This window comes from Streptomyces sp. NBC_00328, assembly GCF_036139655.1.
In the GTDB taxonomy this organism is placed as follows: domain Bacteria; phylum Actinomycetota; class Actinomycetes; order Streptomycetales; family Streptomycetaceae; genus Streptomyces.
Genome location: NZ_CP108013.1, coordinates 4710183 through 4735250, shown reverse-complemented (window position 1 = coordinate 4735250; position 25068 = coordinate 4710183). Strand labels below are relative to the sequence as shown.

23 protein-coding genes and 1 tRNA gene are annotated in these 25068 nt (G+C 71.2%); 14 read left to right on the top strand and 10 right to left on the bottom strand.

The features are described from left to right. Positions 1-231: 231 nt before the first annotated feature. On the bottom strand, positions 232-921 hold the full coding sequence (phoU, locus tag OG485_RS20660; protein ID WP_328669798.1) for a phosphate signaling complex protein PhoU: 690 nt from the start codon (positions 919-921) through the stop codon (positions 232-234). 243 nt (positions 922-1164) lie between these two features. Between phoU and OG485_RS20655 the strand changes: the two genes are divergently transcribed. Together OG485_RS20655 and OG485_RS20650 are read left to right on the top strand one after the other, a co-directional pair. Beyond that, complete coding sequence (locus OG485_RS20655) at positions 1165-2442, top strand: sensor histidine kinase (protein WP_328669797.1); 1278 nt, start codon at positions 1165-1167, stop codon at positions 2440-2442. Then, positions 2439-3119, top strand: a complete 681-nt coding sequence (locus OG485_RS20650; RefSeq protein ID WP_037622332.1) for a response regulator transcription factor — start codon at positions 2439-2441, stop codon at positions 3117-3119. Before OG485_RS20655 ends, OG485_RS20650 begins: the two co-directional genes overlap by 4 nt. A 191-nt stretch (positions 3120-3310) precedes the next feature. Here OG485_RS20650 and OG485_RS20645 read toward each other — a convergent pair whose 3' ends face one another. Further along, positions 3311-3976: a DUF461 domain-containing protein gene (locus OG485_RS20645; RefSeq protein WP_328669796.1), complete on the bottom strand. Its 666-nt coding sequence runs from the start codon at positions 3974-3976 to the stop codon at positions 3311-3313. Positions 3977-4737: 761 nt separating this feature from the next. Between OG485_RS20645 and OG485_RS20640 the strand changes: the two genes are divergently transcribed. The 6 genes from OG485_RS20640 to OG485_RS20615 all read left to right on the top strand — a co-directional run bounded on the left by OG485_RS20640 (position 4738) and on the right by OG485_RS20615 (position 11499). Continuing rightward, complete coding sequence (locus OG485_RS20640) at positions 4738-5220, top strand: CarD family transcriptional regulator (RefSeq protein WP_003953493.1); 483 nt, start codon at positions 4738-4740, stop codon at positions 5218-5220. A 354-nt stretch (positions 5221-5574) separates the two neighbouring features. Continuing rightward, positions 5575-6327 (top strand): 2-C-methyl-D-erythritol 4-phosphate cytidylyltransferase, encoded by a 753-nt coding sequence (gene ispD, locus OG485_RS20635; RefSeq protein WP_328669795.1) that lies wholly within the window; start codon positions 5575-5577, stop codon positions 6325-6327. Continuing rightward, the gene (ispF, locus tag OG485_RS20630; protein WP_328669794.1) at positions 6317-6859 is read left to right on the top strand and encodes a 2-C-methyl-D-erythritol 2,4-cyclodiphosphate synthase; all 543 of its coding nucleotides are present in this window, start codon (positions 6317-6319) and stop codon (positions 6857-6859) included. The genes ispD and ispF overlap by 11 nt, the downstream gene beginning before the upstream one ends. Before the next feature lie 337 nt (positions 6860-7196). Beyond that, positions 7197-8597, top strand: a complete 1401-nt coding sequence (gene cysS, locus OG485_RS20625; RefSeq protein WP_328669793.1) for a cysteine--tRNA ligase — start codon at positions 7197-7199, stop codon at positions 8595-8597. Between the two features lie 119 nt (positions 8598-8716). Next, a complete protein-coding gene (rlmB, locus tag OG485_RS20620; protein ID WP_266760052.1) occupies positions 8717-9661 on the top strand; it encodes a 23S rRNA (guanosine(2251)-2'-O)-methyltransferase RlmB in 945 nt (314 codons plus the stop codon). Positions 9662-9777: 116 nt separating this feature from the next. Next, complete coding sequence (locus tag OG485_RS20615) at positions 9778-11499, top strand: DoxX family protein (RefSeq protein ID WP_328669792.1); 1722 nt, start codon at positions 9778-9780, stop codon at positions 11497-11499. A 230-nt stretch (positions 11500-11729) separates the two neighbouring features. On the opposite strand, the gene OG485_RS20610 is transcribed toward OG485_RS20615, so the two are convergent. The 3 genes from OG485_RS20610 to OG485_RS20600 form a co-directional block, all read right to left on the bottom strand. Next, entirely contained in the window at positions 11730-12461 is a 732-nt protein-coding gene (locus tag OG485_RS20610) for a nucleotidyltransferase family protein (RefSeq protein ID WP_261702030.1), read from the bottom strand. A 150-nt stretch (positions 12462-12611) separates the two neighbouring features. After that, complete coding sequence (locus OG485_RS20605; RefSeq protein ID WP_328669791.1) at positions 12612-13058, bottom strand: hypothetical protein; 447 nt, start codon at positions 13056-13058, stop codon at positions 12612-12614. A 257-nt stretch (positions 13059-13315) separates the two neighbouring features. Further along, on the bottom strand, positions 13316-14452 hold the full coding sequence (locus OG485_RS20600; protein WP_328669790.1) for an ABC transporter ATP-binding protein: 1137 nt from the start codon (positions 14450-14452) through the stop codon (positions 13316-13318). A gap of 239 nt (positions 14453-14691) precedes the next feature. On the opposite strand from OG485_RS20600, the gene OG485_RS20595 reads away from it, so the two are divergent. Both OG485_RS20595 and OG485_RS20590 read left to right on the top strand, forming a co-directional pair. Continuing rightward, positions 14692-14765: transfer RNA gene (locus OG485_RS20595), tRNA-Thr, on the top strand. A 227-nt stretch (positions 14766-14992) separates the two neighbouring features. Then, entirely contained in the window at positions 14993-15289 is a 297-nt protein-coding gene (locus tag OG485_RS20590; protein WP_328669789.1) for a hypothetical protein, read from the top strand. 52 nt (positions 15290-15341) lie between these two features. On the opposite strand, the gene OG485_RS20585 is transcribed toward OG485_RS20590, so the two are convergent. Next, positions 15342-15821, bottom strand: coding sequence for a GNAT family N-acetyltransferase (locus tag OG485_RS20585; protein ID WP_328669788.1), 480 nt, complete (start codon positions 15819-15821; stop codon positions 15342-15344). Between the two features lie 135 nt (positions 15822-15956). Between OG485_RS20585 and OG485_RS20580 the strand changes: the two genes are divergently transcribed. Continuing rightward, a complete protein-coding gene (locus tag OG485_RS20580; RefSeq protein WP_328674574.1) occupies positions 15957-16610 on the top strand; it encodes a rhomboid-like protein in 654 nt (217 codons plus the stop codon). A 9-nt stretch (positions 16611-16619) separates the two neighbouring features. Further along, positions 16620-18026 carry an NAD(P)/FAD-dependent oxidoreductase gene (locus OG485_RS20575; RefSeq protein WP_328669787.1) on the top strand — a complete coding sequence of 469 codons (1407 nt, stop codon included), beginning with the start codon at positions 16620-16622 and terminating at the stop codon, positions 18024-18026. A gap of 69 nt (positions 18027-18095) precedes the next feature. Here the strand turns inward: OG485_RS20575 and OG485_RS20570 are convergent, their stop codons facing one another. From OG485_RS20570 to OG485_RS20560, 3 genes are all read right to left on the bottom strand, one after another. After that, positions 18096-19595 carry an MFS transporter gene (locus OG485_RS20570; protein WP_328669786.1) on the bottom strand — a complete coding sequence of 500 codons (1500 nt, stop codon included), beginning with the start codon at positions 19593-19595 and terminating at the stop codon, positions 18096-18098. A gap of 80 nt (positions 19596-19675) precedes the next feature. After that, the gene (locus OG485_RS20565; RefSeq protein WP_328669785.1) at positions 19676-20656 is read right to left on the bottom strand and encodes a zinc-binding dehydrogenase; all 981 of its coding nucleotides are present in this window, start codon (positions 20654-20656) and stop codon (positions 19676-19678) included. A gap of 58 nt (positions 20657-20714) precedes the next feature. Beyond that, positions 20715-21881: an NAD(P)-binding protein gene (locus OG485_RS20560; RefSeq protein ID WP_328669784.1), complete on the bottom strand. Its 1167-nt coding sequence runs from the start codon at positions 21879-21881 to the stop codon at positions 20715-20717. 170 nt (positions 21882-22051) lie between these two features. Between OG485_RS20560 and OG485_RS20555 the strand changes: the two genes are divergently transcribed. Beyond that, positions 22052-22774, top strand: a complete 723-nt coding sequence (locus tag OG485_RS20555; protein WP_328669783.1) for a pentapeptide repeat-containing protein — start codon at positions 22052-22054, stop codon at positions 22772-22774. A 26-nt stretch (positions 22775-22800) separates the two neighbouring features. Here OG485_RS20555 and OG485_RS20550 read toward each other — a convergent pair whose 3' ends face one another. Then, positions 22801-23301: a hypothetical protein gene (locus tag OG485_RS20550; protein ID WP_326787033.1), complete on the bottom strand. Its 501-nt coding sequence runs from the start codon at positions 23299-23301 to the stop codon at positions 22801-22803. A 273-nt stretch (positions 23302-23574) separates the two neighbouring features. Here OG485_RS20550 and OG485_RS20545 point away from each other — a divergent pair, with 273 nt between their 5' ends. Further along, positions 23575-24984, top strand: coding sequence for a M1 family metallopeptidase (locus OG485_RS20545; protein ID WP_328669782.1), 1410 nt, complete (start codon positions 23575-23577; stop codon positions 24982-24984). The last annotated feature ends 84 nt before the right edge of the window (positions 24985-25068 follow it).

Genomic DNA, 25068 nt, shown 5'->3' with positions numbered 1-25068 from the left:
CCGCGCCCGGTGAGGCTGGCCCCCGCGGCCGGTGCACGGCGAGGCTGGGCACCACCGTGTCCGTGCCCGGTGAGGCTGAGCCTCCCGCGGCCAATGCCCGGCAGGGCTGAGCCCCTCCGTGTCCGTGCCCGGTGAGGCTGGGCCTCTTGCGGGCCGGTGCCCGGTGAGGCTGGGCGCCCTTCCGGTTTCCGGCCGGCAAGGGCTCCGCCCCCGGTTTCCGCCCGGCAAGGGCTACGCGCCCTCCACCCCCGTGACCGGCTGGATGTCCGACTGCAGCTCGTCGGCGTGTTCGCCGGTGACCAGGTAGACGACGCGCTTGGCGACCGAGACGGCGTGGTCGGCGAAGCGCTCGTAGTAGCGGCCGAGGAGGGTGACGTCGACGGCGGTCTCGATGCCGTGCTTCCACTTGTCGTCCAGCAGGTGCTGGAAGAGCGTGCGGTGCAGGAGGTCCATCTCGTCGTCGTCCTGTTCCAGCTGCATCGCCAGGTCGACGTCCTTGGTGATGATGACCTCGGCCGCCTTGGCCATCAGGCGCTGGGCGAGCTGGCCCATCTCCAGGATCGTGGCGTGCAGGTCGTGCGGGATGGCGCGGTCGGGGAAACGGAGCCGGGCCAGCTTGGCCACGTGCTGGGCCAGGTCGCCGGAGCGCTCCAGGTCGGCGGACATCCGCAGCGAGGTGACGACGATACGGAGGTCCGTCGCCACCGGCTGCTGGCGTGCCAGCAGGGCTATCGCGCGGGCCTCCAGCTCGTGCTGGAGGTCGTCGACCCTCTGGTCGGCGGCGATCACGCTCTCGGCCAGCTTCAGGTCGGAATCGAGTATGGCCGTCGTGGCGCGCCCGATCGCCGACCCGACGAGCCGGGCCATCTCGACCAGGCCGTCGCCGATCGAGTCAAGTTCCTCGTGATACGCGTCACGCATGTGGTCGTCCCTCTCGTACGTCAGCTTCGGGGGTCCGGGGTCCGGGACCGTGCTGTTCCGGCCACCGCCCGGCGGCCGGAGGGACCCGAGAACCCCACGCTCCCACGTTCGGACCCGTACGCGTCCGTTTCCGGCACCTCAAGTGAATCAACACTGGCTCCTGGGTGAACTCTGGGCGACGAGTGTTCGAGCTCGCACCCGGATGGCTGTGGCCGGGAGCGACGGCATGCCTAACCTGGGTGCATGGACGTGAACGCGGCGGTCGCCGCAGCGGCAGCGATCGCCGGAGTACTGACCGGTGTCATCGCCATGCTGGCGTTCCGTTGGAGCGAGCGCGACCAGAAACGCCCGACCCGCACTTCTCTGCACACGGACGCGGTCCTTCCGCCCGGTGTCGACACCGTGCTGTCGGTTCTCAGGTCCTCGGCAGTCGTACTCGACGAAGCGGACGCCGTGGTCAAAGCCAGCTCGGCGGCTTATGCCCTCGGACTGGTGCGCGGCGGAAAACTCGCCGTCGAACCGATGATCAACATGGCGCGTGACACCCGTCGTGACGGGGAGATACGTCAGGTGGAGCTGGACCTGCCCAGAAGGGGCACGGGGAGGGGTGAGGCCCTCGCGGTCTCCGCGCGGGTGGCTCCCCTCGGATCGCGCCTGGTCCTCCTTCTCGTCGAGGACCTGACGGAGGCACGCCGCATCGAAGCGGTGCGGCGGGACTTCGTCGCGAACGTGAGCCATGAACTGAAGACTCCCGTCGGAGCGCTCTCCCTGCTCTCCGAGGCCGTCATGGACGCCTCGGACGACCCGGAGGCCGTCGAGCGGTTCGCCGGACGCATGCAGATAGAGGCCACCCGGCTCACCAACCTCGTCCAGGAGCTCATCGACCTGTCGAGGGTGCAGAACGACGACCCACTGGAGGACGCCGAGCCGGTCCGGGTCGACGAGCTGGTCGCCGAGGCGATCGACCGCTGCCGCCACCAGGCCGGCACGAAGCAGATCACCATGGCCGCCGGCGGCACCGCCGACCTGAGCCTGTGGGGGAACCGGGGCCAGCTCGCCGCGGCCCTCGGCAACCTCGTCGAGAACGCCGTCAACTACTCGCCCGCCCGCACCCGCGTCGGGATAGCCGCCCGCCGGGTGACGGCACCTGGTGGGGAACACATCGAGATCGCCGTGACCGACCAGGGCATCGGCATCTCGGACAAGGACAAGGAGCGCATCTTCGAGCGCTTCTACCGTGTCGATCCGGCCCGCTCCCGTGCCACCGGCGGTACGGGCCTCGGGCTGGCGATCGTCAAGCACGTGGCCGCCTCGCACGGCGGGGAGGTCACGGTGTGGAGCTCCGAGGGTCAGGGCTCCACGTTCACCCTGCGGCTGCCGGAGGCGACCGCGGCCCGCGACCGCGTCACCGATCACCACATGCCCGGACTCGACGAAGAGGACGAGACCGGGCAGCCCGACGGGACGACCACCGTCACATCCCCGTACGAACCGCTTCCTGCCCCGGAGGTCCTTCCGTGACCCGTGTGCTCGTCGTCGAGGACGAGGAGTCCTTCTCCGACGCCCTGTCGTACATGCTCCGCAAGGAGGGCTTCGAGGTCGCCATCGCGACCACCGGGCCCGACGGACTCGACGAGTTCGAGCGCAACGGCGCCGACCTCGTCCTCCTCGACCTGATGCTGCCGGGCCTGCCCGGCACCGAGGTCTGCCGTCAGCTGCGCGGCCGCTCCAACGTCCCGGTGATCATGGTCACCGCCAAGGACAGCGAGATCGACAAGGTGGTCGGACTCGAAATAGGAGCCGACGACTATGTCACCAAGCCCTTCTCCTCGCGTGAGCTGGTCGCCCGCATCCGGGCCGTCCTGCGCCGCCGCGGGGAGCCGGAGGAGGTGGCTCCCGCCGCCCTGGAGGCCGGTCCGGTCCGGATGGACGTCGACCGTCACGTGGTCACCGTCTCCGGCGGCAAGGTCGACCTCCCGCTGAAGGAGTTCGACCTCCTGGAGATGCTGCTGCGCAACGCGGGCCGCGTGCTGACCCGCATGCAGCTCATCGACCGGGTCTGGGGTGCCGACTACGTCGGTGACACCAAGACCCTCGACGTCCACGTCAAGCGCCTGCGGGCGAAGATCGAGCCGGACCCGGGCGCGCCGCGGTACCTGGTGACGGTTCGCGGTCTCGGTTACAAGTTCGAGCCGTAGACCGGCCTCGTCCCCAGCGGCACGGCACGGCGGTACGGCGGTACGGCACGGCGGTACGCCGAAGGGCGGGACCCCTCTCCGGGGGTCCCGCCCTTCGGCGTACCGGACTGCTGTGCGCGCGTACGGCCGCGTGACGGGTGCCGGACGCGTGACGGACCGTGTGCCGGCCTCTGTCTAGCGCGCCTTCGGCGTCACTGGCCGGCGGACGCCGACGCCGTGGCCGTCGTGCTCGACGACTCGGTCGTGCCGGGCTCGCCCGACGCGGACTCGGACGCGGACGGGGAGCCCGTGGCCGACTCGGACGGCGAGGTGGCCGGGGCCGAGGAGGTCGCCGGCGCCGAGGGGATGTCGCTCGGGCCCCACTTGGAGAAGTAGCTCTCGGCCGGGACGACGAAGGCGCTCAGGCTCACGGCACCGGTCTCGCTGAAGGAGAAGGTGACCTTCTGGACGCTGCCGTTCAGGACGGTCTCGGAGGGGCTGGACAGCGCCGCGGAGGCGTTGCCCTTGCCGCCGATGACGACCGAGCCGCCGGCCGGGACGGTCAGCTTGCCCTGGCCCTCGGCGGGCGTGATCTGGGCGGAGCCCTCACCCTCGACGCTGATCGAGTCCAGGGTCTGCTCGGTGGTGCCGTTGTTGAACAGCGTCGCGGAGATCACCGCCGGACCGGTGGCCTTCACATCGGGCTGGGTGATGACGAGCGCGTTCTGGACCTTGATGACGCCCACGGAGGTGGCCGCGTTGTCCGGCTTGACCTCCAGCGTCTGGGCGTCGCTGCCGGCGCCACACGCGGCGAGCGAGGCGATCGAGAACGCGATGACGGCGGCGGCGAGAGTGCCGCGTCGAAGGCTGCTGCTCACGGCGGCGCAACTCCTTGAACGTGGGCGAAGCAGGGCGACCTCTGTGTAAAGCCGCCCTAAGGGTCTGTCAGCGGCCTTAGGTTACCGATCCGTTCCCGCCCGACCGCACCCGACCCTCCCCAAGCCGCCGACTTTGCTCGCCGGAGAGGGAAGAGGGAGGGGAGAGGGAGGGAGGAGGGGGTGCGCTCGGGGCCGTCCGGTGCAGGGCGGCGGGCATGCGCACGCGTCCCGGGTGGCGGTCATGCGCCCGCGGGCTCCATTGCGCCGTGTGTGCGCCCCGCCGGACACGATCCGCCCCATCGGCGTGTCCGCTACTTTGACCCGCGTCCCGTCCGCCATTCACATAACTTCCGCAGTCTTAGGCCTGCGCATTTCATGGAATGAATGCCCGGCTCTCCGAAAAAGGATCACGGTGTCATCGAGGGCCGTTGAGTACGTGATCATCGAACGTCTTGATCAATTCCGGATTCGGCTCGTACTCGGCTCCGCCCGTCGAACGGAGTAGCGGAACTCGCGCTCTTGGAGCAGGACAAAACGGGATGTTCGGACCCTGGTGACGGGCTCCGGGTGTGTGTAACGTACGCGTTTCGCTCCGCATGGACAGCCGCTCCCACCTGCGAATACCCTCTTCCGCTCGCCCCTCGCAGCACGTTCCTGTTGCGGTTGTCAAGCCCCGAGATATGCCCTGACCTGCGAAAACGCCATTCAGAAGACGCCGTTTCCGTGTTACTCTGGATAGCCACGGAAGGGGTACCTGTCACATGACGTTCAAGGTTGGCGACACCGTGGTCTATCCCCATCACGGGGCCGCGCTGATCGAGGCCATCGAAACTCGCCAGATCAAAGGCGTGGACAAGACCTACTTGGTGCTGAAGGTCGCCCAGGGTGACCTGACGGTACGTGTGCCAGCGGACAATGCGGAGTTCGTCGGCGTACGTGATGTGGTCGGTCAGGACGGGCTGGACCGGGTCTTCGAGGTGCTGCGCGCGCCGTACGCCGAGGAGCCCACGAACTGGTCGCGTCGCTACAAGGCAAATCTGGAGAAGCTCGCCTCCGGCGATGTCATCAAGGTCGCGGAAGTCGTGCGTGACCTGTGGCGTCGTGAGCGCGAGCGCGGACTCTCCGCAGGTGAGAAGCGCATGCTCGCCAAGGCCCGCCAGATTCTGGTGAGCGAGCTCGCCCTCGCGGAGAACACCAACGAGGACAAGGCCGAGGCCCTGCTCGACGAGGTTCTCGCGTCCTGACGCCGGCTCAGTCGCCGAGACGCGAGCCGTCTTGACGTACGCCCAAGCCCGCGCACAAGCGCAATGAAATGCCGCGGTGCCCGATGACGCAATTGCCAAATTGCTGTCGCCGGGCGCTGCGGCATGTTCGTACCCGCACCCATTCGGTCAACCGGACGTTCACCCGGCATCGGCTTTCCCGCGGTATACCGGCGTAACCGATACTTGGGATACCGACCCGGGCGGTCGACTTGACCGGATGTCACGGAAGGGTCCGGTCAGGGCGTCGCGCCCGGTGCTCCCCCGGCTCTCCGAGCAGGGGGTACCCCCAGGCCATACCCATCCCGGTCGAGCACACAAACCTGACAGGAACCGATGTCTGACGTTTCGCTCCCTTCGCCGCCGGAGGCCCGCACCGCCGCCGTGATCCCGGCCGCCGGACGAGGTGTGCGCCTCGGTCCGGGTGCCCCGAAGGCGCTCCGCGCGCTGAACGGCACGCCCATGCTCATCCACGCCGTCCGCGCGATGGCCGCATCGCGCGCCGTCTCCCTGGTCGTCGTCGTGGCTCCGCCGGACGGCACGGCCGAGGTCAAGACGCTGCTCGACGCGCACGCGCTGCCCGAGCGCACCGACTTCGTCGTCGTCCCGGGCGGTGACAGCCGCCAGGAGTCCGTGAAGTACGGCCTCGACGCGCTGCCGCCCGGCATCGACATCGTCCTGGTGCACGACGCGGCCCGGCCGCTCGTCCCCGTGGACACCGTGGACGCCGTCATCGAGGCCGTACGGGACGGCGCTCCCGCCGTCGTACCGGCGCTGCCGCTCGCCGACACGGTCAAGGAGGTCGAGCCCGCGGCCGTCGCCGGGGAGCCCGAGCCGGTCGTGGCCACGCCCGAACGCGCGCGGCTGCGTGCCGTGCAGACGCCCCAGGGCTTCGACCGCGAGACGCTGCTGCGGGCCCACGAGACCGTCACCGACGACGTGACCGACGACGCGAGCATGGCCGAGCAGTTGGGCGTGCGGGTCGTTGTCGTGCCGGGGCACGAGGAGGCGTTCAAGGTGACGCGTCCGCTGGATCTGGTGCTGGCGGAGGCGGTTCTCGCACGGCGGAGGCTCAACGATGGGTTCTGAGACACCGGAGCCGACGGCCGGACCGGGGCATGGCCGGCTCCCCGTCCAGGGCCTGGTGCTCCCGCTGGTCGGGATCGGCACCGACATCCACGCCTTCGAGGAAGGCCGGGAGCTGTGGTGCGCCGGCCTGAAGTGGGAGGGGGAGGGGCCCGGACTCGCCGGGCACTCCGACGCGGACGTCGTCGCGCACGCCGCGTGCAACGCGCTCTTCTCGGCCGCGGGCCTCGGTGACCTCGGGGCCCACTTCGGCACCGGACGCCCGGAGTGGTCCGGGGCGCCCGGGGTCGTACTGCTGACGGAGACGGCGCGGATCGTCCGCGAGGCCGGCTTCGTCGTCGGCAATGTCGCGGTCCAGGTCGTCGGACCCCGTCCGAAGATCGGCAAGCGGCGGGACGAGGCCCAGAAGATCCTGTCGGACGCGGTGGGGGCGCCGGTGTCGGTGTCGGGTGCCACGACGGACGGGCTCGGGTTCCCGGGCCGCGACGAGGGTCTGATGGCGGTCGCCACGGCACTGGTCGTGCGGGCGGACTGAGAGCAGCGGCCGTCCGGGCGGAGCGGGGGCACCGGCCTTCCCGGCGCGGCGGGACCGCCGCGCCCGGGGCGGTTGACACCGCGGTGCGGGCGGAGCGGGAGCAGCGGCTGTCCGGGTGCGCCGGGCAGAGCCTTCCGTGGCGGGTGATACCGCCGTCCGGGTGGTCCGGGACCGGGGCAGGAACTGCCCCGACGCTCCCTGGTCCGCCCGCCGTTCGCCCGAAAGGTCCGTCCCGGGACGCCCGGCGGGCGGCGAGGTCCCTCCGTATGTCACGAATACGTGGCCTTGCCGCGGAAAGGGGCGCGGGGCACTGCCCGGGGCCCACTACCCTGGAGTGGTGACTATTCGCCTGTACGACACCAGCGCCCGGCAGATCCGTGACTTCACCCCGCTAGTGCCGGGTTGTGTCTCGATCTACCTCTGTGGCGCGACCGTGCAGGCCGCACCGCACATCGGGCACATCCGCTCGGGCCTCAACTTCGACATCATGCGCCGCTGGTTCGCGTACCGCGGCTATGACGTGACGTTCATCAGGAACGTCACGGACATCGACGACAAGATCATCAAGAAGTCGGCCGAGCAGGGCCGCCCCTGGTGGTCCATCGGTTACGACAACGAGCGTGCCTTCAACGACGGTTACGACGCGCTCGGCTGCCTCCCGCCCACGTACGAACCCCGTGCCACCGGCCACATCCCCGAGATGATCGAGATGATGCGCGGGCTCATCGAGCGCGGTCACGCGTACGCGGCCGACGGGAACGTCTACTTCGACGTGCGGTCGTTCGAGGGCTATCTCCAGCTCTCCAACCAGGAGCTCGACAACCTGCTCCAGCCGTCCGGCGAGGGGGAGACGGGCAAGCGCGACCCGCGTGACTTCGCCATGTGGAAGGCCGTGAAGCCGGGCGAGCCCAGCTGGGAGACGCCCTGGGGCCGCGGCCGTCCGGGCTGGCACCTGGAGTGCTCGGCCATGGCCCACAAGTACCTGGGCATCGCCTTCGACATCCACGGCGGCGGGATCGACCTGATCTTCCCGCACCACGAGAACGAGATCGCCCAGGCCAAGGCTTTCGGGGACGAGTTCGCGAAGTACTGGGTGCACAACGCCTGGGTCACCCTCAAGGGCGACAAGATGTCGAAGTCCCTCGGGAACTCGGTCCTCGTGTCCACGATGACCAAGGCGTGGCGTCCCATCGTGCTGCGCTACTACCTCGGCACCCCGCACTACCGCTCCATGATCGAGTACAGCGAGGAAGCCCTGCGCGACGCCGAGTCGGCGTTCGCGCGCATCGAGGGCTTCGTGCAGCGGGTGGTCGAGAAGGCGGGGGGCGTCGTCGAGCCGTCCGCCGAGGTGCCGCCCGCGTTCGCCGAGGCGATGGACGACGACCTGGGTGTCCCGCAGGCGCTCGCCATCGTGCACACGACGGTCCGCCAGGGGAACTCCGCCCTGGCCGCCGACGACAAGGAAGCCGCCGTCGCCCGCCTCGCCGAGGTACGGGCCATGCTCGGCGTCCTCGGACTCGACCCGCTCGACCCGCAGTGGGCCGAGGAGGGCGACCGCGGCGACGATCTGCACGGTGTCGTCGACACCCTCGTCCACCTGGTCCTCGACCAGCGCGAGGCCGCCCGCGCCCGCAAGGACTGGGCCGCCGCGGACGCCATCCGCGACCAGCTCAACCAGTCCGGCCTGGTCGTCGAGGACGGCCCGCAGGGGCCGCGCTGGACGCTCGGACCGCGCTGACGGCCCGCTCCGGCGCCCCCGGCCGACCCCGGTCGGCCTTGATCGATTGTGCCGCCCGGACCTCCGGGCGGCACACTTCATATACGTACGCACGCACGTCTCAAACAGACAGGTAGGTCATGGCTGCTAACAACCGCCGCATGTCCGGCAAGAAGGGCGCGCAGGTCGGCAGTGGCGGCCAGCGACGCCGGGGCCTGGAAGGCAAGGGTCCGACCCCGCCCGCCGAGGCGCGCAAGGGTCACAAGAAGAACCGCGTCGCCAACGCCAAGGCGAAGCAGATCGTCCGCCGCCCCGCCCACCCCAAGGGCCGCGGCGGCAAGGGCACGTCCGAGATGGTCGTCGGCCGCAACTCCGTCGTTGAGGCGCTGCGCGAGGGCGTCCCCGCGATGACGCTGTACGTGCAGCAGTTCATCGACAACGACGAGCGGGTCCGCGAGGCGCTCCAGCTCGTCGCCGAACGCGGCGGCATCCACCTGATGGAGGCCCCGCGTCCCGAGCTGGACCGCATGACCAACGGGCTCAACCACCAGGGCCTCGTCCTCCAGGTCCCGCCGTACGAGTACGCGCACCCCGAGGACCTCGCCGCCGCCGCGTACGACGAGGGCCAGGACCCGCTGATCGTCGCCCTCGACGGTGTGACCGACCCGCGCAACCTCGGAGCGGTCGTCCGTTCCGCCTCCGCCTTCGGCGGCCACGGCGTCGTCGTGCCCGAGCGGCGTGCGGCCGGCATGACCGCCGGTGCCTGGAAGACGTCGGCCGGTGCCGCCGCCCGTACGCCCGTCGCGCGCGCCGCCAACCTGACGCGGGCCCTGGAGTCGTACAAGAAGGCCGGCCTCGTGGTGGTCGGCCTGGCCGCGGACGGCGAGGTCGAGGTCGGTGAGCTGGAGGCGCTGGGCGGCCCCGTCGTCATCGTCGTCGGCAGCGAGGGCAAGGGCCTGTCCCGACTCGTCGGCGAGACCTGCGACTTCCGGGTGCGGATCCCGATGCCCGGTGGCGCCGAGTCGCTGAACGCCGGTGTGGCGGCGGGAGTTGTGCTGTACGAGGCCGCGCGCCGCCGCGCCTGACCCGGCGTACGGGCGGTCATCCTCGTGGTGTGACCGGGGTGTTCGGAACGATCTTGACGCGGTCCGGACAGTCGGCGTGGTCAAAGCAGTGTCCTAACCACACGTCACTCGGTTAGATGAGTGTGGACACCAGAACACCCCGCACACCCACGGGGGACCGCTCGTCGGGATTCGACGACGTTCCCGCGCTGAGCATGGTGAAGGTGCCGAGCGATCCGGCGCAGGTCATCGTCAACCATGCGAGCTTCCGCGTCCAGTTGGCGGGTGCGTCACGGGGCCAGTCCCCGCGCATCGCGCGGCACTCGGGCTCTCCCGGCGCCGGTGCGCCGGGCCGACCGGGCGGGGCCGGTCCGGCCGGCGGGTCCCGCCGCCGTGCGCCCGTCGTCTGGAGCGGGAAGTCCGCGCCGGACGACACCGGCGCCCACCGCCTGCTCCAGGCCGTACGGACCGCGGGCATGACCCACGGCTCCACCGGGCCGACGGGTGACGCCGGTTCGACCCGGGTCATCCCGCGCGTCGGTGAACAGCCGGGCTACGCGGGCGACCTGACCGTCGACACGGTCGAGACGCCCCTCGTCGGCGGCCAGCGCGCCCCCTTCGGCGAAGAGCAGCGACTGCTGCCCCGGATGCGCAATGCGGGCAGCGCCTACGACGAACCGCGGTACGGCGGTCCGCCCTACGGCGAACACGCCTACACGGACGCCGACTTCGGGGACGAAGACGGCTACGAGGACGACGGCTACGACACGGCCGCGGGCGATGCCCCCGGCAGGCGGCGCGGCTCCGACTCGGTCCGGCACGCCTATCACCCCGGGCGCCGGATGAACCTGGGCGTCGTGCTGCTCCCGCTGCGCGTCTTCCTCGGATTCATCTCCGTCTACGCCGGCATGGGCAAGCTCTGCGACCCCGTCTACTTCGACGGCGGCAAGCGCGGCTCCATGACGAAGTGGCTCAACACGCTGCACCCGTGGGAAGTCGCCGAGCCGCTGCGGCAGTTCGCGCTCCACCACCCCGTCGGCTCCGGACTCGTCATCGCCTTCTTCCAGGTCATCGTCGGCGTTCTGACCGTCCTCGGGCTGTGGCAGCGGGTGGCGGCCGTCGTCGGCGCGACGCTGTCGGCGGCGCTCATCGTCACCGTCAGCTGGAAGACGGTGCCCGTGTACGACACGCCCGACATCATCTACCTCGCCGCCTGGTCCCCGCTGATCATCGCGGGTGCCCCGGTCTACTCCGCCGACGGACGGCTCTCCAGCGAGGCCTGGCGCACGCTCGGGCCGCGCGCCGACATCTGGGACCTGCGTGCCCGCGTGCTGCGGCGCGGCGCGCTGCTCACGGCCGTCGCGGTCGGACTGACGCTGCTCATCGGTTCGCTCCTCGGCGGCGCCGTCCGCGACTCCAGCCGGATCGTGGTCCCCGGTCCCGGCGAGGCCCCGCGCAACGAACTGCCCGGTTCCCCGCTCCCCGAGACGCCCGGCGAACGGCACCGGAAAGCCACCCCCTCGGCCTCGAAGGCGCCCACCCGGAGCAGCTCCGCGACCCCGTCGCACACGGCGGGCACGCCGGGTGCGACCCAGGAGACCAGCCCCTCCGGCAGCGCGCAGCAGCAGCCCAGCCAGACCCAGGGCAGCGGTCAGGCCCCGCCCCAGCAGTCCTCGCCGGTCGGCGAGGCCCCGAGCACCAGCGCGGGCCCCTCCAGCAGCGGCGGCTCGTCGACCGGCGGCAGTGGCGGAAGTGGCGGCACCGGCAGTGCCGGAGGCACGGGCACCGGGAGCGGCACCTCCACCGGCGGCAGCTCGTCCACCGGTCAGCCGGGCCTGGTGGGCGGCCTGCTGGGCTGACGTCTCACCGAGGCGCGCCGGCCCGCCAGGCCGGGCGCGACGACGGCAGGGCCCCGCACACGGATGTGCGGGGCCCTGCCGTCGTGTCGTCGCGCGCCCGCGGTCCCGCTCTCGCAGAGCCTCGGCTGTCCGGCCGTGCCCCTCGGAGGACCTCGGCTGTCTGTCCCCGTGCCCCTCGTATGGCCTGGGGGTGGGCCGCCCGTGGCTCGCGTAGGGCCGTGCGGGCGTCTCTAGCGGCCCAGGGCCGCGAGTTCCTTCGCCGCCTCCGTGAGGTCCTTGGCGGTGTCGATGGCGCGCCAGTAGGCGCCCTGCGGGATCGGGAAGCCGGACAGCCGGCGTTCACGGGCCAGGCGCGGGAACGTGGTGCGCTCGTGGTCGCCGCGCTCGGGGAGCATGTCGGTGAACTCGGGCGAGAAGACGTAGACGCCCGCGTTGATCTCGAAGGTGGAGGGCGGGGCCTCGATGAAGTCCGTGATGTGACCGAAGCCGTCCGTCTTGACGGCGCCCCACGGGATGCGCGGACGGGCCAGCGCGAGCGTGGCGACGGCGTCGCGCTCGGCGTGGAAGTCCGCCATGTCGCGCAGCGAGAAACGGGTCCAGATGTCACCGTTCGTCGCGTACCAGGGCAGGTCGGGGTGCGGCAGATGCGCGGCGGCGTACTTGAGGCCGCCGCCGCGGCCGAGGGGCTCCGTCTCGACGACCGTCGTGACGTTGAGCGGGAGGTCGGCCGAGTCCAGCCACTTCTGGAGGACGTCGGCGAGGTGACCGCAGGAGACGACGACGTCGGTCACGCCTTCCTCGGCGAGCCAGGTGAGCTGGTGGCCGATGATCGGTGTCCCGGTGCCGGGGATCTCGACCATCGGCTTGGGCCGGTCGTCGGTGTAGGGACGCAGCCGGGAACCCTGGCCGCCGGCCAGGACGACGGCTTGAACGGGGCGCGACGCGGCGTTCGGATCGGTCATGTTCGAACTGTACGTGGCGCCCCGCACGCGGTTCCCCGCGGCAACCGTTCCTTAACCGGCTGTTACCGCGGTCGGCCGTGAAGGGCCGTACCCCTCGGAGGGAACGGGGAACTGTGGTCTCCGAGGGGAACCGGGCCGGGTGCGGTGACCTCAGGAGCGGGCCGCGACCCCCGAGGCGAACGCCGTGTCGCACACGGGCCGGGCGTAGGACTGGGCACGCGTCGGCCCGTACGCGCGGACCGCGGCGTGGCCGAGGGCGCGGGCGATGGTGACGCAGTGCTTCGCGAGCGACGGCCGGCCGTTCACCGCCTCCTGGAGGTGGGTGAGGGCCACGCCCGGGTTCTTCTCCTGGAGTTCCAGGAGAAGCCTGTCGCGCAGGACGTCCTGCGGGGCGCGGGAGACGGCTCGCGTCGAGACCTCCTCGGAGGACGCGGTGAGCACCGAGCTCGCGGGGTTCCCCGACCAGTTGACTTGGGTGACCGCGAGAGTCCCGGAGAGCACCAGGACGACAGGCAGAACGAGGGCGAGGGTGCGGCCGATCTGGCGGGCGGGGCCACGGCCACGCCGGGGCCGCTGGTTAGTGGTGGAGTGCTTCACGCGAGTGAGGGTAGCGCGGGGTGATGATTTGGCGACATTTAGTCACCGGTTCGGGGGACGGAGAAATTGGCTTTTCTGGGTAGCGGGTTGACGCGCGGCTGCCGTGCGGCCGCCGCGCGGGGGTCGAAATGCCCGGTCTGTCGGGGTATTTGTCGACAACGAAGAGGGCCCCGCGGCCGGCCGCGGGGCCCTCTTCGTCAACGTGGGTGAATTCAACCCTTACAGGGGTGAGTGCTTTCGCCCGGATGACGCGGACGTCAGTCGGACAGGCGCTCGCCCGTCGAGGTGGAGAACACGTGGATCTCGCCCGGACGCGGCACGACGTGCAGCGTGGCGCCCTTGTCCGGGACCGAGCGGCCGCTGACGCGGACGACGAGGTCCGTGAGCTTGTCGTCGACCTTGGCGGAGCCGTAGACGTAGCCGTCGGCGCCGAGCTCCTCGACGACGTTCACGGAGACGGCGAGACCGGCCGGGGCGTCCTCGGTGTCCTTGGAGAGCGACTTGGCGGCCTCGCCGTTGTGCTCGACGACATCGAAGTGCTCGGGGCGGACGCCGACGGTGACCGTGCGGTCGCCCTTGTCGGCGGCGGCCTTGAGGGCCTCGCGGTTGACCGGGACGACGCTGTTGCCGAACTTCACGCCGCCGTCGGTGATCGGGACCTCGACCAGGTTCATGGCCGGGGAGCCGATGAAGCCGGCGACGAAGAGGTTGGCCGGGCGGTCGTACATGTTGCGCGGCGAGTCGACCTGCTGGAGCAGACCGTCCTTGAGCACGGCCACGCGGTCGCCCATGGTCATGGCCTCGACCTGGTCGTGGGTGACGTAGACCGTGGTGATGCCGAGACGGCGCTGGAGCGAGGCGATCTGCGTACGCGTGGAGACGCGGAGCTTGGCGTCGAGGTTCGACAGCGGCTCGTCCATGAGGAAGACCTGGGGCTCGCGCACGATGGCGCGGCCCATGGCGACGCGCTGGCGCTGACCGCCGGAGAGGGCCTTCGGCTTGCGGCCGAGGTACTCGGTGAGGTCGAGGATCTTCGCCGCGTCCTCGACCTTCTGGCGGATCTCGGCCTTGTTGACGCCGGCGATCTTGAGCGCGAAGCCCATGTTGTCGGCGACGGTCATGTGCGGGTACAGCGCGTAGTTCTGGAACACCATCGCGATGTCCCGGTCCTTGGGCGGCAGGTGCGTGACGTCGCGGTCGCCGATGTGGATCGAGCCGCCGTTGACGTCCTCGAGACCCGCGAGCATGCGCAGGGAGGTGGACTTTCCGCAGCCGGAGGGGCCGACGAGGACGAGGAACTCGCCGTCCGCGACGTCGAGCTCGAGCTGGTCGACGGCGGGCTTGTCGCCACCCGGGTAGATGCGGGTCGCCTTGTTGAACGAGACAGTGGCCATGGTGAGGGGCCCCCTTCACCGGCAGGAACGTGCCGGACGATCCGTTGTAAAGGTGGTGAACCACTACGGAAACGCCCATAGTGGTGTAGTCCACATGAGTGAACCGGGTCAGGACGCTACCTGGCGTTCATGTGTTCTGTCAGCACCCCGGGACCGGTGAAGTTCGCGGAAACTCCCGACGGCCCCCCGCGGCGACCTGGGTACACTGCACGGGCACGCACGCCCCACGCGCGCGGCATGCCTCCTTAGCTCAGATGGCCAGAGCAACGCACTTGTAATGCGTAGGTCGTCGGTTCGAATCCGACAGGGGGCTCTGCTTCAAGCCCAGCTCGGACGTCGTCCGAGCTGGGCTTTTGCGTTCAGCGGACGCGACGGCGGCGCCGGGCGCGGGTCGGGCGGCTGTCGGGGGTCTCGGTCTGCTGCGGGGTGACCGGGGGTGTTGGCTCGGCAGACCCGATCGAGCTGGCCGTTCGGGGCGCAGGGGCGTAGCGTTTTTAGGCAAGGCAGGGTGACCTTACCTATCGACACGGGGAGTGCCTCATGATCGGCGCCACCGTCACCTTCTCCTACACCGGCGACTTCGATCGCTCACGGATAACCAAGGTGGCCGAGGACGGCCGCGCCATGTTCGAAGGCATGCCAGGCGTGCGGTTCAAGTTCTTCACCTTCGACGAGAAGCATCAGCAGGCGGTCAACTTCTACGTCTGGGACTCGAAAGAGCAGGCGGAACAGTTCTTCTCCGATGAGCTGCGCGAGCGAGTGACCGGTCTCTACGGCGTCGCGCCAGTCGTCGAGTTCGTGGAGATCGCCGAGATCGTCGACAATTCGGCTCGGTAGCGGCGTGCTCGTTCACGCGTCCCAGTAGCGCGATGGCGCTGCCGCTTGCCTCTCAGCCGCGCTTTCCGAGGGTTTCCAGCGCGTCGTCCGTCAGCCGGTACACCGTCCACTCGTCCTGCGGGCGCGCGCCGAGCGACTCGTAGAAGTCGATCGCGGGCCGGTTCCAGTTCAGGACGGACCACTCCAGGCGCTGGTAGCCGCGCTCGACGCAGATCCGCGCGAGTTCCGTGAGCAGCGCCTTTCCGTGGCCGCCGCCACGTGCCGTCGGGCGTACGTACAGGTCCTCCAGGTAGACGCCGTGGACACCGCGCCACGTCGAGAAGTTCAGGAACCACAGGGAGAAGCCGACCGGCTCGCCCGTCACGTCGTCCTCCGCGATGTGCGCGTACGCGGCCGGATTCGTTCCGAACAGCGCCTCGCGCAGCTGCTCCGGCGTCGCCCGCGCCTCCTCCAGGGCCTTCTCGTACTCGGCGAGTTCACGGACCAGGGCGTGGATGACGGGGATGTCGTCGGGGGTAGCGGTACGGATCATGGGCCGAGAGTAGGCGTCCCCGCGGCCGCCCGCCCGGGGCGGGTCCGCCGTCGTGCCGGGCGCTCCGGTGACGTGGCCGGATCGTCCGGAATGTCGATCACGTCAGGGACACTGCGGGCATGGGTGAATCAGGCCATGCGGGGTGAGCGGTTCTTCCACAGGGTGTGGATGTACGTGCGCGGGGCGCCGGGCACGTACATCTGGCTGACGATTCTCTTCGTCACCACCGTGGCCCTGCACCACATGTCCCCGGATTTCGAAGAGGACTTCCTGCGGCAGCGCTCGACGAACATCCACGAACTGTCGAACAACCCGGTGCGGGTGCTGTTCGCGAGCGCGATGTGGATCGACGGCGGGCACTGGGTGCCGTACGCCGTTCTCTACACCGTCTTCCAGGCGCCCGCCGAACTCTGGCTGGGAACCGCCCGCTGGCTGGCGGTCAACGCGGCCGCGCACGTCCTGTCGACGCTGGTCAGCGAGGGTGCGCTGCTCTGGGCGATCAAGCACGGCGTGGCACCGCACTCCGCGGCCGACACCCTCGATGTCGGGGTGAGCTACGCGCTCGCGGGGGTGGTCGGCGTGCTCACCTACCGGATCGCCACGCCCTGGCGATACGCGTATCTGGCGGCCGTCCTGGCGGCGTACGGGATTCCCTTCATGATGGAGCGGACCTTCACCGATCTCGGGCATTTCACCTCCGTTCTCATCGGACTCGCCTGTTATCCGCTGACCAGAGGACGCGGAAAAGCACGGAATCCGAAGGAGACAGCCGGCACCCGGCGGAGTTAGCGTCCCGCCATGAGCAGCTCGGCGAGCAAGGTCGTGAACGGTGGCATCTCCTTCTGGTACGCGGACGACGGCCTGCCCGCACCCCGGGAGCCGTTGCCCGGCGACGCGACCGCCGACGTCGTCGTGGTCGGCGGCGGCTACACGGGACTGTGGACCGCGTACTACCTGAAGAAGGCGGCCCCCTCCCTGCGCGTCACCGTCCTGGAGCAGAAGTTCTGCGGCTACGGCGCCTCGGGGCGCAACGGCGGCTGGCTCTACAACGGCATCGCGGGCCGCGACCGGTACGCGAAGCTGCACGGCCGGGAGGCGGCCGTACGGCTCCAGCAGGCGATGAACGACACCGTGGACGAGGTCGTCAAGGTGGCCGCCGAAGAGGGCGTCGAGGCGGACATCCACCAGGGCGGCGTCCTCGAAGTGGCTTACACGCCCGCCCAGTTGGCTCGCCTCAAGGCCTTCCACGCGCACGAGCTGTCGTTCGGCGAGAAGGACCGCGAACTGTACGGCGCGAAGGAGACCGCCGAGCGGATCCGGGTCGCGGACGCGGTCGGCTCGGCCTGGACCCCGCACGGGGCCCGGCTGCACCCGGTGAAGCTGGTCAAGGGTCTCGCCGCCGCCGTGGAGGCGCTCGGCGTCACCATCCACGAGCAGACGCCGGTGACCGAGATCCGCCCGCAGCACGCGGTGACCCCGTACGGCACCGTCCGCGCCCCCTACGTCCTGCGCTGCACCGAGGGGTTCACCGCGAGCCTCAAGGGCCAGAAGCGGACCTGGCTGCCGATGAACTCCTCGATGATCGCGACGGAGCCGCTGACCGCCGGCCAGTGGGCGGAGATCGGCTGGGAGGGCCGCGAGACGCTCGGCGACATGGCCCACGCGTACATGTACGCCCAGCGCACCGCCGACGACCGGATCGCGCTCGGCGGCCGCGGCGTCCCGTACCGCTTCGGCTCGCGCACCGACAACGACGGCCGCACCCAGCCGGCGACCGTCGACGCCCTGTACGAGATCCTCGTGCGTTTCTTCCCGTCGCTGACCGGCGTCCAGGTGGCCCACGCCTGGTCGGGCGTCCTCGGCGTCCCGCGCGACTGGTGCGCCACGGTCACCCTGGACCGGGCGACGGGCCTCGGCTGGGCCGGCGGTTACGTCGGCTCCGGCGTCGCCACCGCCAACCTCGCCGCCCGCACCCTGCGCGACCTCGTGCGGCAGGACTCCGGCCAGGCGGGCGCGACCGAGCTGACAGGCCTGCCCTGGGTCGGCCACAAGGTCCGCAAGTGGGAACCGGAGCCCTTCCGCTGGATCGGCGTCCACGGCATGTACGCGACCTACCGCACGGCCGACCGCCGTGAAGGGACCACCCGCAGCCCGGAGTCGTCCCGGCTGGCCCGGATCGCCGACCGGGTGGCGGGGCGCCACTGACCCGGCGCCGGTGTGGCCCCGGGCCGCCGGCTCCCCGCGGCCCGGGGCCACACCGTCCGGGGGCCGGGGTCAGCCCACCGACTCCGCGACCGCCGCGTCCGACGGCGCGCGCTTGGGGGCCTTGGCCGTGACCATGAGCCCCGCGACCAGGCCGGCCAGCAGCATGATGCCGACGGCCCACCAGATGGCCACGGTGTACCCGTGGACGACGCCCTCCCGGGTGATCAGCTCCCGCTGCGAGGGATTGCGGAGATGAGCGGCGATGTAGGCCGTGCTCGCGGTGGTGGCGATGGTGTTCAGCAGCGCCGTGCCGATCGAACCGCCCACCTGCTGCGAGGTGTTGACGGTCGCCGAGGTGACGCCCGCGTCCTGCGGGGCGACCCCGGCGGTCGCGGTGGCGAAGACCGGCATGAAGGTCAGGCCCATGCCGAGACCCAGCAGGAGCAGCCCCGGCAGCAGCTCGGTGGCGTAGGCGGAGTCGACGGTGAGCTGGGTGAAGAACAGCATGCCGCCGGCCGCGAGGACCATGCCCGGGACCATCAGCACGCGCGGCGCCACACGGGGCAGCAGCCGCGCCGAGATCTGCGTCGAACCGATGATGATCGCGACGGTCAGCGGCAGGAACGCCAGACCGGTCTTCACCGGCGAGTATCCGAGGACGACCTGGAGGTAGTAGGTCATGAACAGGAACACGCCGAACATGCCGATGACGGCGAGCCCCATCGTCAGGAAGCAGCCGGCGCGGTTGCGGTCCTTGACGATGTGCAGCGGCAGGAGCGGGCTCGGCGCCCTGTTCTGCCACCACACGAACGCGACCAGCAGCGCGACCCCGCCCGCGATCAGACCCAGCACCAGCGGGGACGACCAGCCGTGCGACTCCGCCTCGCTGACCCCGTACACGATCGCCACCAGTCCGCCGCAGCCCAGCACCGCGCCGGGCACGTCCAGCCGGACGTTCTTGTGGCCGGGCCGGTCGCGCAGCAGTCCGAACGCGCCGAAGACCGCGATGACCGCGATGGGGATGTTGACGTACAGACACCAGCGCCAGTTCAGGTACTCCGTCAGCAGGCCGCCCAGGATGAACCCGATGGCCGCGCCGGAGCCCGCCAGCGCTCCGTAGACACCGAACGCCTTTCCGCGTTCCTTCGGATCGGTGAAGGTCGTGGTCAGCAGGGACAGTGCCGAGGGCGCGAGCAGGGCGGCGAAGGCGCCCTGGAGGGCGCGGGCGCCGAACAGCATGCCGGACGTGGTCGCCGCGCCGCCGATGCCCGACGCCACCGCGAAGCCGATCAGCCCGATGACGAAGGTGCGTTTGCGTCCGACGAGGTCGGCGACACGGCCGCCGAGCAGCAGCAGCCCGCCGAAGGCCAGCGTGTAGGCCGTGATGACCCACTGCCGGTCGCCGTCGGATATGCCGAGATCGTGCTGCGCGGACGGAAGGGCGATGTTCACGATCGTCGCGTCCAGCACGACCATGAGCTGGGCGAGCGCGATGATCACCAGCGCCCACCAGCGATGGGGGTCGGGACCCACGGGCGCTTCTGGTTCACCTGTCCGGGTGACACTCATTCGCCCAGAAGACCATGGAACGGAATGGGTCGCATCTTTGGGCGATTCGGCCTCATGAGGTGCGTTCCACCGGCTCGTGGTCATGGTTCCAGCACCACCTTTCCGATCGTCGCCCTGTTCTCCAGGGCCCGGTGCGCCGCGGCCGCCTCGGCGAGGGGGAAACGGGTCACGGCCGGGACCAGGCGGCCGGCCGCGGCCTCGGCCAGGGCCCGCAGCTCCAGGGTCCGCACGGGGTCGGGTCCGCCCGCCCTGCGCATCATCACGGGGCCGAGCACCTGCTCGGACACCCCTTCCACGAGGTACGGGGAGCCGCCGAGCAGGCCCGCCCCGGACCAGCCGAAGACGATGTGCCGGCCACCGGGGCCGAGCAGCCCGACGGCCTCCCGGGCCACGTCACCGCCGACGCCGTCGAGCACGACGGTCGCCGCCCGGCCGCCGAGCCGCGCGCGGACTTTCCCCGGCCAGCCGGGATCGGTGTAGTCGACGGCCGGATCGGCGCCGTTCGCGCGGGCCAGCGCCACCTTCTCGGGACCGCCCGCGAGGCCCACCACGGTCGCGCCCGCGTGGTGCGCGTGCTGCACGAGGAGCGTGCCGACGCCGCCCGCCGCCGCGGGCACGACGACCACGGCCGAGGGGCCGAACTCGGCGAACTGCGCGATCCCCATGGCCGTACGGCCCGTCCCGATCATGGCGACGGCCTGCACGAAGTCGAGATTCCCGGGAATGTCGTGGAGGCGCTCGACGTCCGTGACCGCCAGCTCGGCGTAGCCCCCGGGGGCGAAACCGAGGTGGGCGACGACGCGCCTGCCGAGCCAGAGCCCGGCGACGCCCTCGCCGAGGGACTCGACGGTCCCGGCGACCTCACGGCCGGGGACGGTCGGCAGGACGGGCTCGGGGGCCGGGCCGCCCCGCATGCCCGCGCGCAGGGCGGTGTCCAGGAAGTGGACGCCCGCGGCGGCCACGGCGATCCGGACCTGGCCGGGTCCCGGCTCCGGGTCCTCCGTCCGCTCGTGGACGAGATTCTCGGCGGGGCCGAAGGCGTGCAGTCGGATCGCGTACATCGGGGGGCTCCTCGGAATCGGCGGGATCGACCGGTCGGGCCCTGACCACTGTTCAACCTCAAGCTCGCTTGAGGTCAAGGCGCTCCCGGAGGCCCAGGGCCAGCGACACGGCCTCCATCGCGCTGTTGAAGGACACCTCCGAGAGCACCCCGGGAGCCGCGACCTGGTCACCCACGAGGTAGACGCCGTCGCCCCGGTCGATGCGCGGACGGTCCCGCCAGGTCGTGCCGGGCAGGTCGACCGCGCCCGTGCGGCCGTTCGCGACGCTCGTACGCCGCCAGGTGACGCGCTCGCGCCAGCCCTGGAAGGCGAGGTCGAGGAGCTGCTCGGCACGGGCGGCGCCGTGTGCCCCGGACTCTCCCGGAGCGATCGGGAACTGCCCCTGGAGGAGCTGCTCACCGGCCGGGGCGAGGGTGCGGTCCCGGGCGGTGAAGCGCTCGATCCAGCCCGGCGCGTCCAGGTCGGAGACGGCGAACGCGTCCCCGCGGCGGCTCCGCAGCGCCAGGTCGACCAGGGCCGTACGGCCGCTCGGCCAGGTCAGCGAGTCGTCCTTGAGCAGACGGCGGGCCGAGGCCAGCGAGGTGGCGACGACGACCGGGCCCCCGCCCTCGGGGACGGCGTCCACCCGGGCCAGCGTCTCCATCCGCACGCCGAGGTTCCATGCCCGCCCCGCCATCCGGTCGATGACGCCGGCCCAGCCGCCCCGGGGGCAGTGCACCTCCGTCGGCACCTTCATGGCCCGGCGCAGCCGCTCCTGCGCGAACGCCGCCGACAGCGAACCGGGATCGTGGTGGAAGAGGACGACCGCCGCATAGTGAGCCGCGGCCCGCGCGCCCTCCTCTCCGGCCTGTCCCCTCGCCCAGGTCATGAAGTCGACGTCCGCCGGAGCCCGCTGGCAGGAGCGCCGCAGCAGCTTCAGCATCGCGAACGGTGGGGTGCGGCGCAGCACGCCCCGGTGCCGCAGGCGCAGCCGGGCCGCCTCCAGGGGCGGGATCGGGGCGAGCGCTCCGATCAGGTCCCGCTGATGGAGCCAGGTCCGGTGCGGGCCCGCGCTGTAGAGGGCGTGCGGTCCCTCGTTCGTCCGGTACGGCCCCTCGGAGGTCCGGGCCCGCCCGCCGAGGGTGTGGTGAGCCTCGTAGACGGTGACCTCGGCGCCCGCCTCGGCGGCGGTGACGGCGGCGGTGAGTCCGGCGAAGCCGCCGCCGATGACGGTGATGCGGTACATGGCTGGAGGTCTCCTCTGCTCGGTGTCGGCCGACCTGCGCTCGCGCTTCCGGCGGTGCTCCGACGACAGGGCTTTCCGTGTGTACGACGTGACGCGGGCCCGTGATGTGACATGCCGTGCGTTTCCGCAGGCCGGCGCCCGTTGTCAGTGGCGGCGGGCAGGATGGGGGCATGGCGAGGAGAGTGGCGGGCGGACGCGGCGGGACGGGTGCGAAGGCGCCGGGAGCAGGCCCGAGGGCGGCACGGCGGCCGGAGCTGCGGCTGCCCGCGCTGGAGCCGTACGACGGTGCGGAGCTGGAGCCGGACGGCGACTACGACGGGCTGGAGTTCCGGGAGGCGGACTTCGCGGGACAGGACGGCGGGGGAGCCCGCTTCATGGACTGCGCGCTGACGGGCTGCGCGCTGGACGAGACACGGCTGCACCACGCGCGCGTGCTGGACTCGGTCCTCACGGGCATCCGGGGCGTGGGCACCGATCTCGCCGAGTCGACGCTGCGCGATGTCGAGCTGATCGACGCCCGCCTCGGCGGGGCGCAGTTGTACGGCTCCGTCCTGGAGCGGGTGGTCGTGCGCGGCGGGAAGATCGACTACCTGAATCTGCGCAACGCGAGACTCAAGGACGTCGTCTTCGAGGGCTGTGTCCTGGTCGAGCCGGACTTCGGGGGCGCCCGCCTGGAGCGGGTGGAGTTCGTGGACTGCGTCCTGAAGGGAGCGGACCTCACCGGGGCCACCCTCGTGGACGTGGACCTGCGCGCGGCGGCGGAGCTGGACATCGCGCGGGGTGTGGACCGGCTCGCGGGCGCGGTCATCAGTACCCACCAGCTCCTGGACCTGGCACCGGTGCTGGCGGCAGCCCTGGGGGTGCGGGTGGACGGCGGCGCGGAGGGGGCCTGAGACCCGCCGGCTGTCCGGTCCGCTTGCTAGGAGACGCGGGGGAAGCGGGCCTGGAGCGTCCAGATCGCCGGGTTCTCGGCAAGGTCCTCGTGCAGGTCGGTGAGGTCCGCGAGCAGGTCGTGCAGGAAGTCACGGGCCTCGCGGCGGAACTCGGTGTGCGAGAAGGTCAGCGGCTCCTCGTCGCCCGGCATCCAGTCGGCCTCGATGTCCACCCAGCCGAAGCGGCGCTCGAAGAGCATGCGGTCGGTCGACTCGGTGAAGTCCAGTTCCGCCTGCTGGGGGCGGGAGGCCCGGCTGCCCAGCGGGTCGCGGTCGAGCTGCTCCACGATGTCGCACAGCGCCCACGCGAAGTCGAGCACCGGCACCCAGCCCCAGCCCGTGGACACCTCCCGGTCCGTCTTGGTGTCGGCGAGGTACACGTCCCCGCAGAACAGGTCGTGCCGCAGCGCGTGGACGTCCGCGCGGCGGTAGTCGGTCTGCGGGGGGTCGGGGAAGCGGTTGGAGAGGGCGTAGCCGATGTCGAGCACGAGGTGATGGTGTCACGCCGGGCGGCGTCCGCTTTCCGGTCGGGTGGGAGCCACGGTTTGCGCCCGGGCCGGGGGCGCCGGAGGCTGCGGTTCCCGCCCGGGCCGGGACGCCAGGAGTCGCGCTTTCCGGCCGGGCCGAGGGCGCCGGGGCTGCGGTTTTCGGCCGGGCCGAGGGTGCCGGGGCGGTGGTTTCCGGCCGGACCGGGGGCGTCGGACCGCGGGGATGCGGCGGCCGCCCCGCAGGTGGCGGAGAGGCCGCCTAGGATCGCGGATGTGCCCCGATTTTCCGTCATTGTCCCCTTTGTTCTGGCTCTCGCGCTCGGCGCCGGGCTCACCGCCTGCGGCGGGGACGGCGTGCACGGGAAACCCGGCGCGGCCGGCGTCGGCGACCCGTACTTCCCGAAGATGGGCAACGGCGGCTACGACGTCACGCACTACGGACTCACGCTGTCCTACGACCCCCGGGACAGACGGCTGACGGGGACCGCCGAGATCACCGCGCGGGCCCTGGAGGACCTCAGCGCCTTCCGTCTCGACCTGCTGGGGCTGGATGTCTCCGACGTCACCGTCGAGGGCCGCGGCGCCCGCTGGAACCGGGCGGGCCAGGAGCTGACCGTGCGTCCGCACGACGACCTCGACAAGGGGGAGACGTTCAGCACGACGGTCCGCTACTCCGGGATCCCCCGGACGATCACCGACGCCGACTCCTCCAAGGAGGGCTGGCTGCGCACGGCCGACGGCGCCCTCGCCCTCGGGGAGCCCACGGGGTCGATGGCCTGGTTCCCCGGCGACCACCACCCCTCCGACAAGGCGTCGTACGACGTCAGGATCACCGTCCCGAAGGGCCTCCAGGCCGTCTCCAACGGCGAGTTGACGAGCGAGTCGACCACGGGCGGCCGGACGACCTACGCCTGGCACACCGCGGAACCGATGGCGAGCTATGTGGCGACGCTCGCGATCGGCGGCTACGACGTCACCCGCTCGACGACGAAGAACGGGCTGCCGGTCTACACGGCGGTGGACCCGACCCAGAAGCAGGCGAGTAAGAAGGTGCTGGGGGAGATCCCCGAGATCATGGACTGGGCGGAGTACAACTTCGGTCCGTACCCCTTCTCCTCCACCGGGGCGATCGTGGACCGCGCCGACGACGCCGGCTACGCCCTGGAGACCCAGACGCGCCCCGTCTTCCCCGGCGCGCCGGACACCAGAACCCTGGTCCACGAACTGGCCCACCAGTGGTTCGGCGACTCGGTCACCCCGAAGTCCTGGCGGGACATGTGGCTCAACGAGGGCTTCGCCACCTACGCGGAGTGGCTGTGGCAGGAGGACCACGACGGCGACTCGGCCGAGGAGATCTTCAACGCCCTCTACAAGGGCGACTACTACGAACCGGTCGACAGCAGCGAGATCTGGGCCTTCCCGCCCGCCGACCCGCCCGGTGCCGCGCAGATCTCCGACCCGCCCGTCTACTACCGCGGTGCGATGGTCCTGCACAAGATTCGCCGACTGGTGGGCGACGACACCTTCTACGACATCGTCCAGGGCTGGGCCGCCACCCGTCGTCACGCGAACGCGGACACGGCCGAGTTCACCGCGTACGTCGAGAAGGCCGCGCCGGACAAGGACTTCGGCGGGATCTGGAAGAACTGGCTGTACGGAAAGGGCAAGCCGGCCCACCCGTGAGCCACCGGGCAGGCCGACGCCCGTGAGCGCCCCGGCGTCCCGCCCGCCGGACGGCTCGGACAGTGCTGCCCCATGAGAGGAGCC

Coding starts and splice junctions, on each gene's coding strand:
- OG485_RS20575 (WP_328669787.1), top strand. CDS start 16,620: ATGAGCAGCTCGGCGAGCAAGGTCGTGAACGGTGGCATCTCCTTCTGG.
- ispF (WP_328669794.1), top strand. CDS start 6,317: ATGGGTTCTGAGACACCGGAGCCGACGGCCGGACCGGGGCATGGCCGG.
- OG485_RS20580 (WP_328674574.1), top strand. CDS start 15,957: ATGCGGGGTGAGCGGTTCTTCCACAGGGTGTGGATGTACGTGCGCGGG.
- OG485_RS20590 (WP_328669789.1), top strand. CDS start 14,993: ATGATCGGCGCCACCGTCACCTTCTCCTACACCGGCGACTTCGATCGC.
- ispD (WP_328669795.1), top strand. CDS start 5,575: ATGTCTGACGTTTCGCTCCCTTCGCCGCCGGAGGCCCGCACCGCCGCC.
- OG485_RS20560 (WP_328669784.1), bottom strand. CDS start 21,881: ATGTACCGCATCACCGTCATCGGCGGCGGCTTCGCCGGACTCACCGCC.
- OG485_RS20570 (WP_328669786.1), bottom strand. CDS start 19,595: ATGAGTGTCACCCGGACAGGTGAACCAGAAGCGCCCGTGGGTCCCGAC.
- OG485_RS20615 (WP_328669792.1), top strand. CDS start 9,778: ATGAGTGTGGACACCAGAACACCCCGCACACCCACGGGGGACCGCTCG.
- OG485_RS20610 (WP_261702030.1), bottom strand. CDS start 12,461: ATGACCGATCCGAACGCCGCGTCGCGCCCCGTTCAAGCCGTCGTCCTG.
- OG485_RS20555 (WP_328669783.1), top strand. CDS start 22,052: ATGGCGAGGAGAGTGGCGGGCGGACGCGGCGGGACGGGTGCGAAGGCG.
- OG485_RS20565 (WP_328669785.1), bottom strand. CDS start 20,656: ATGTACGCGATCCGACTGCACGCCTTCGGCCCCGCCGAGAATCTCGTC.
- OG485_RS20585 (WP_328669788.1), bottom strand. CDS start 15,821: ATGATCCGTACCGCTACCCCCGACGACATCCCCGTCATCCACGCCCTG.
- OG485_RS20655 (WP_328669797.1), top strand. CDS start 1,165: ATGGACGTGAACGCGGCGGTCGCCGCAGCGGCAGCGATCGCCGGAGTA.
- phoU (WP_328669798.1), bottom strand. CDS start 921: ATGCGTGACGCGTATCACGAGGAACTTGACTCGATCGGCGACGGCCTG.
- rlmB (WP_266760052.1), top strand. CDS start 8,717: ATGGCTGCTAACAACCGCCGCATGTCCGGCAAGAAGGGCGCGCAGGTC.
- OG485_RS20640 (WP_003953493.1), top strand. CDS start 4,738: ATGACGTTCAAGGTTGGCGACACCGTGGTCTATCCCCATCACGGGGCC.
- OG485_RS20600 (WP_328669790.1), bottom strand. CDS start 14,452: ATGGCCACTGTCTCGTTCAACAAGGCGACCCGCATCTACCCGGGTGGC.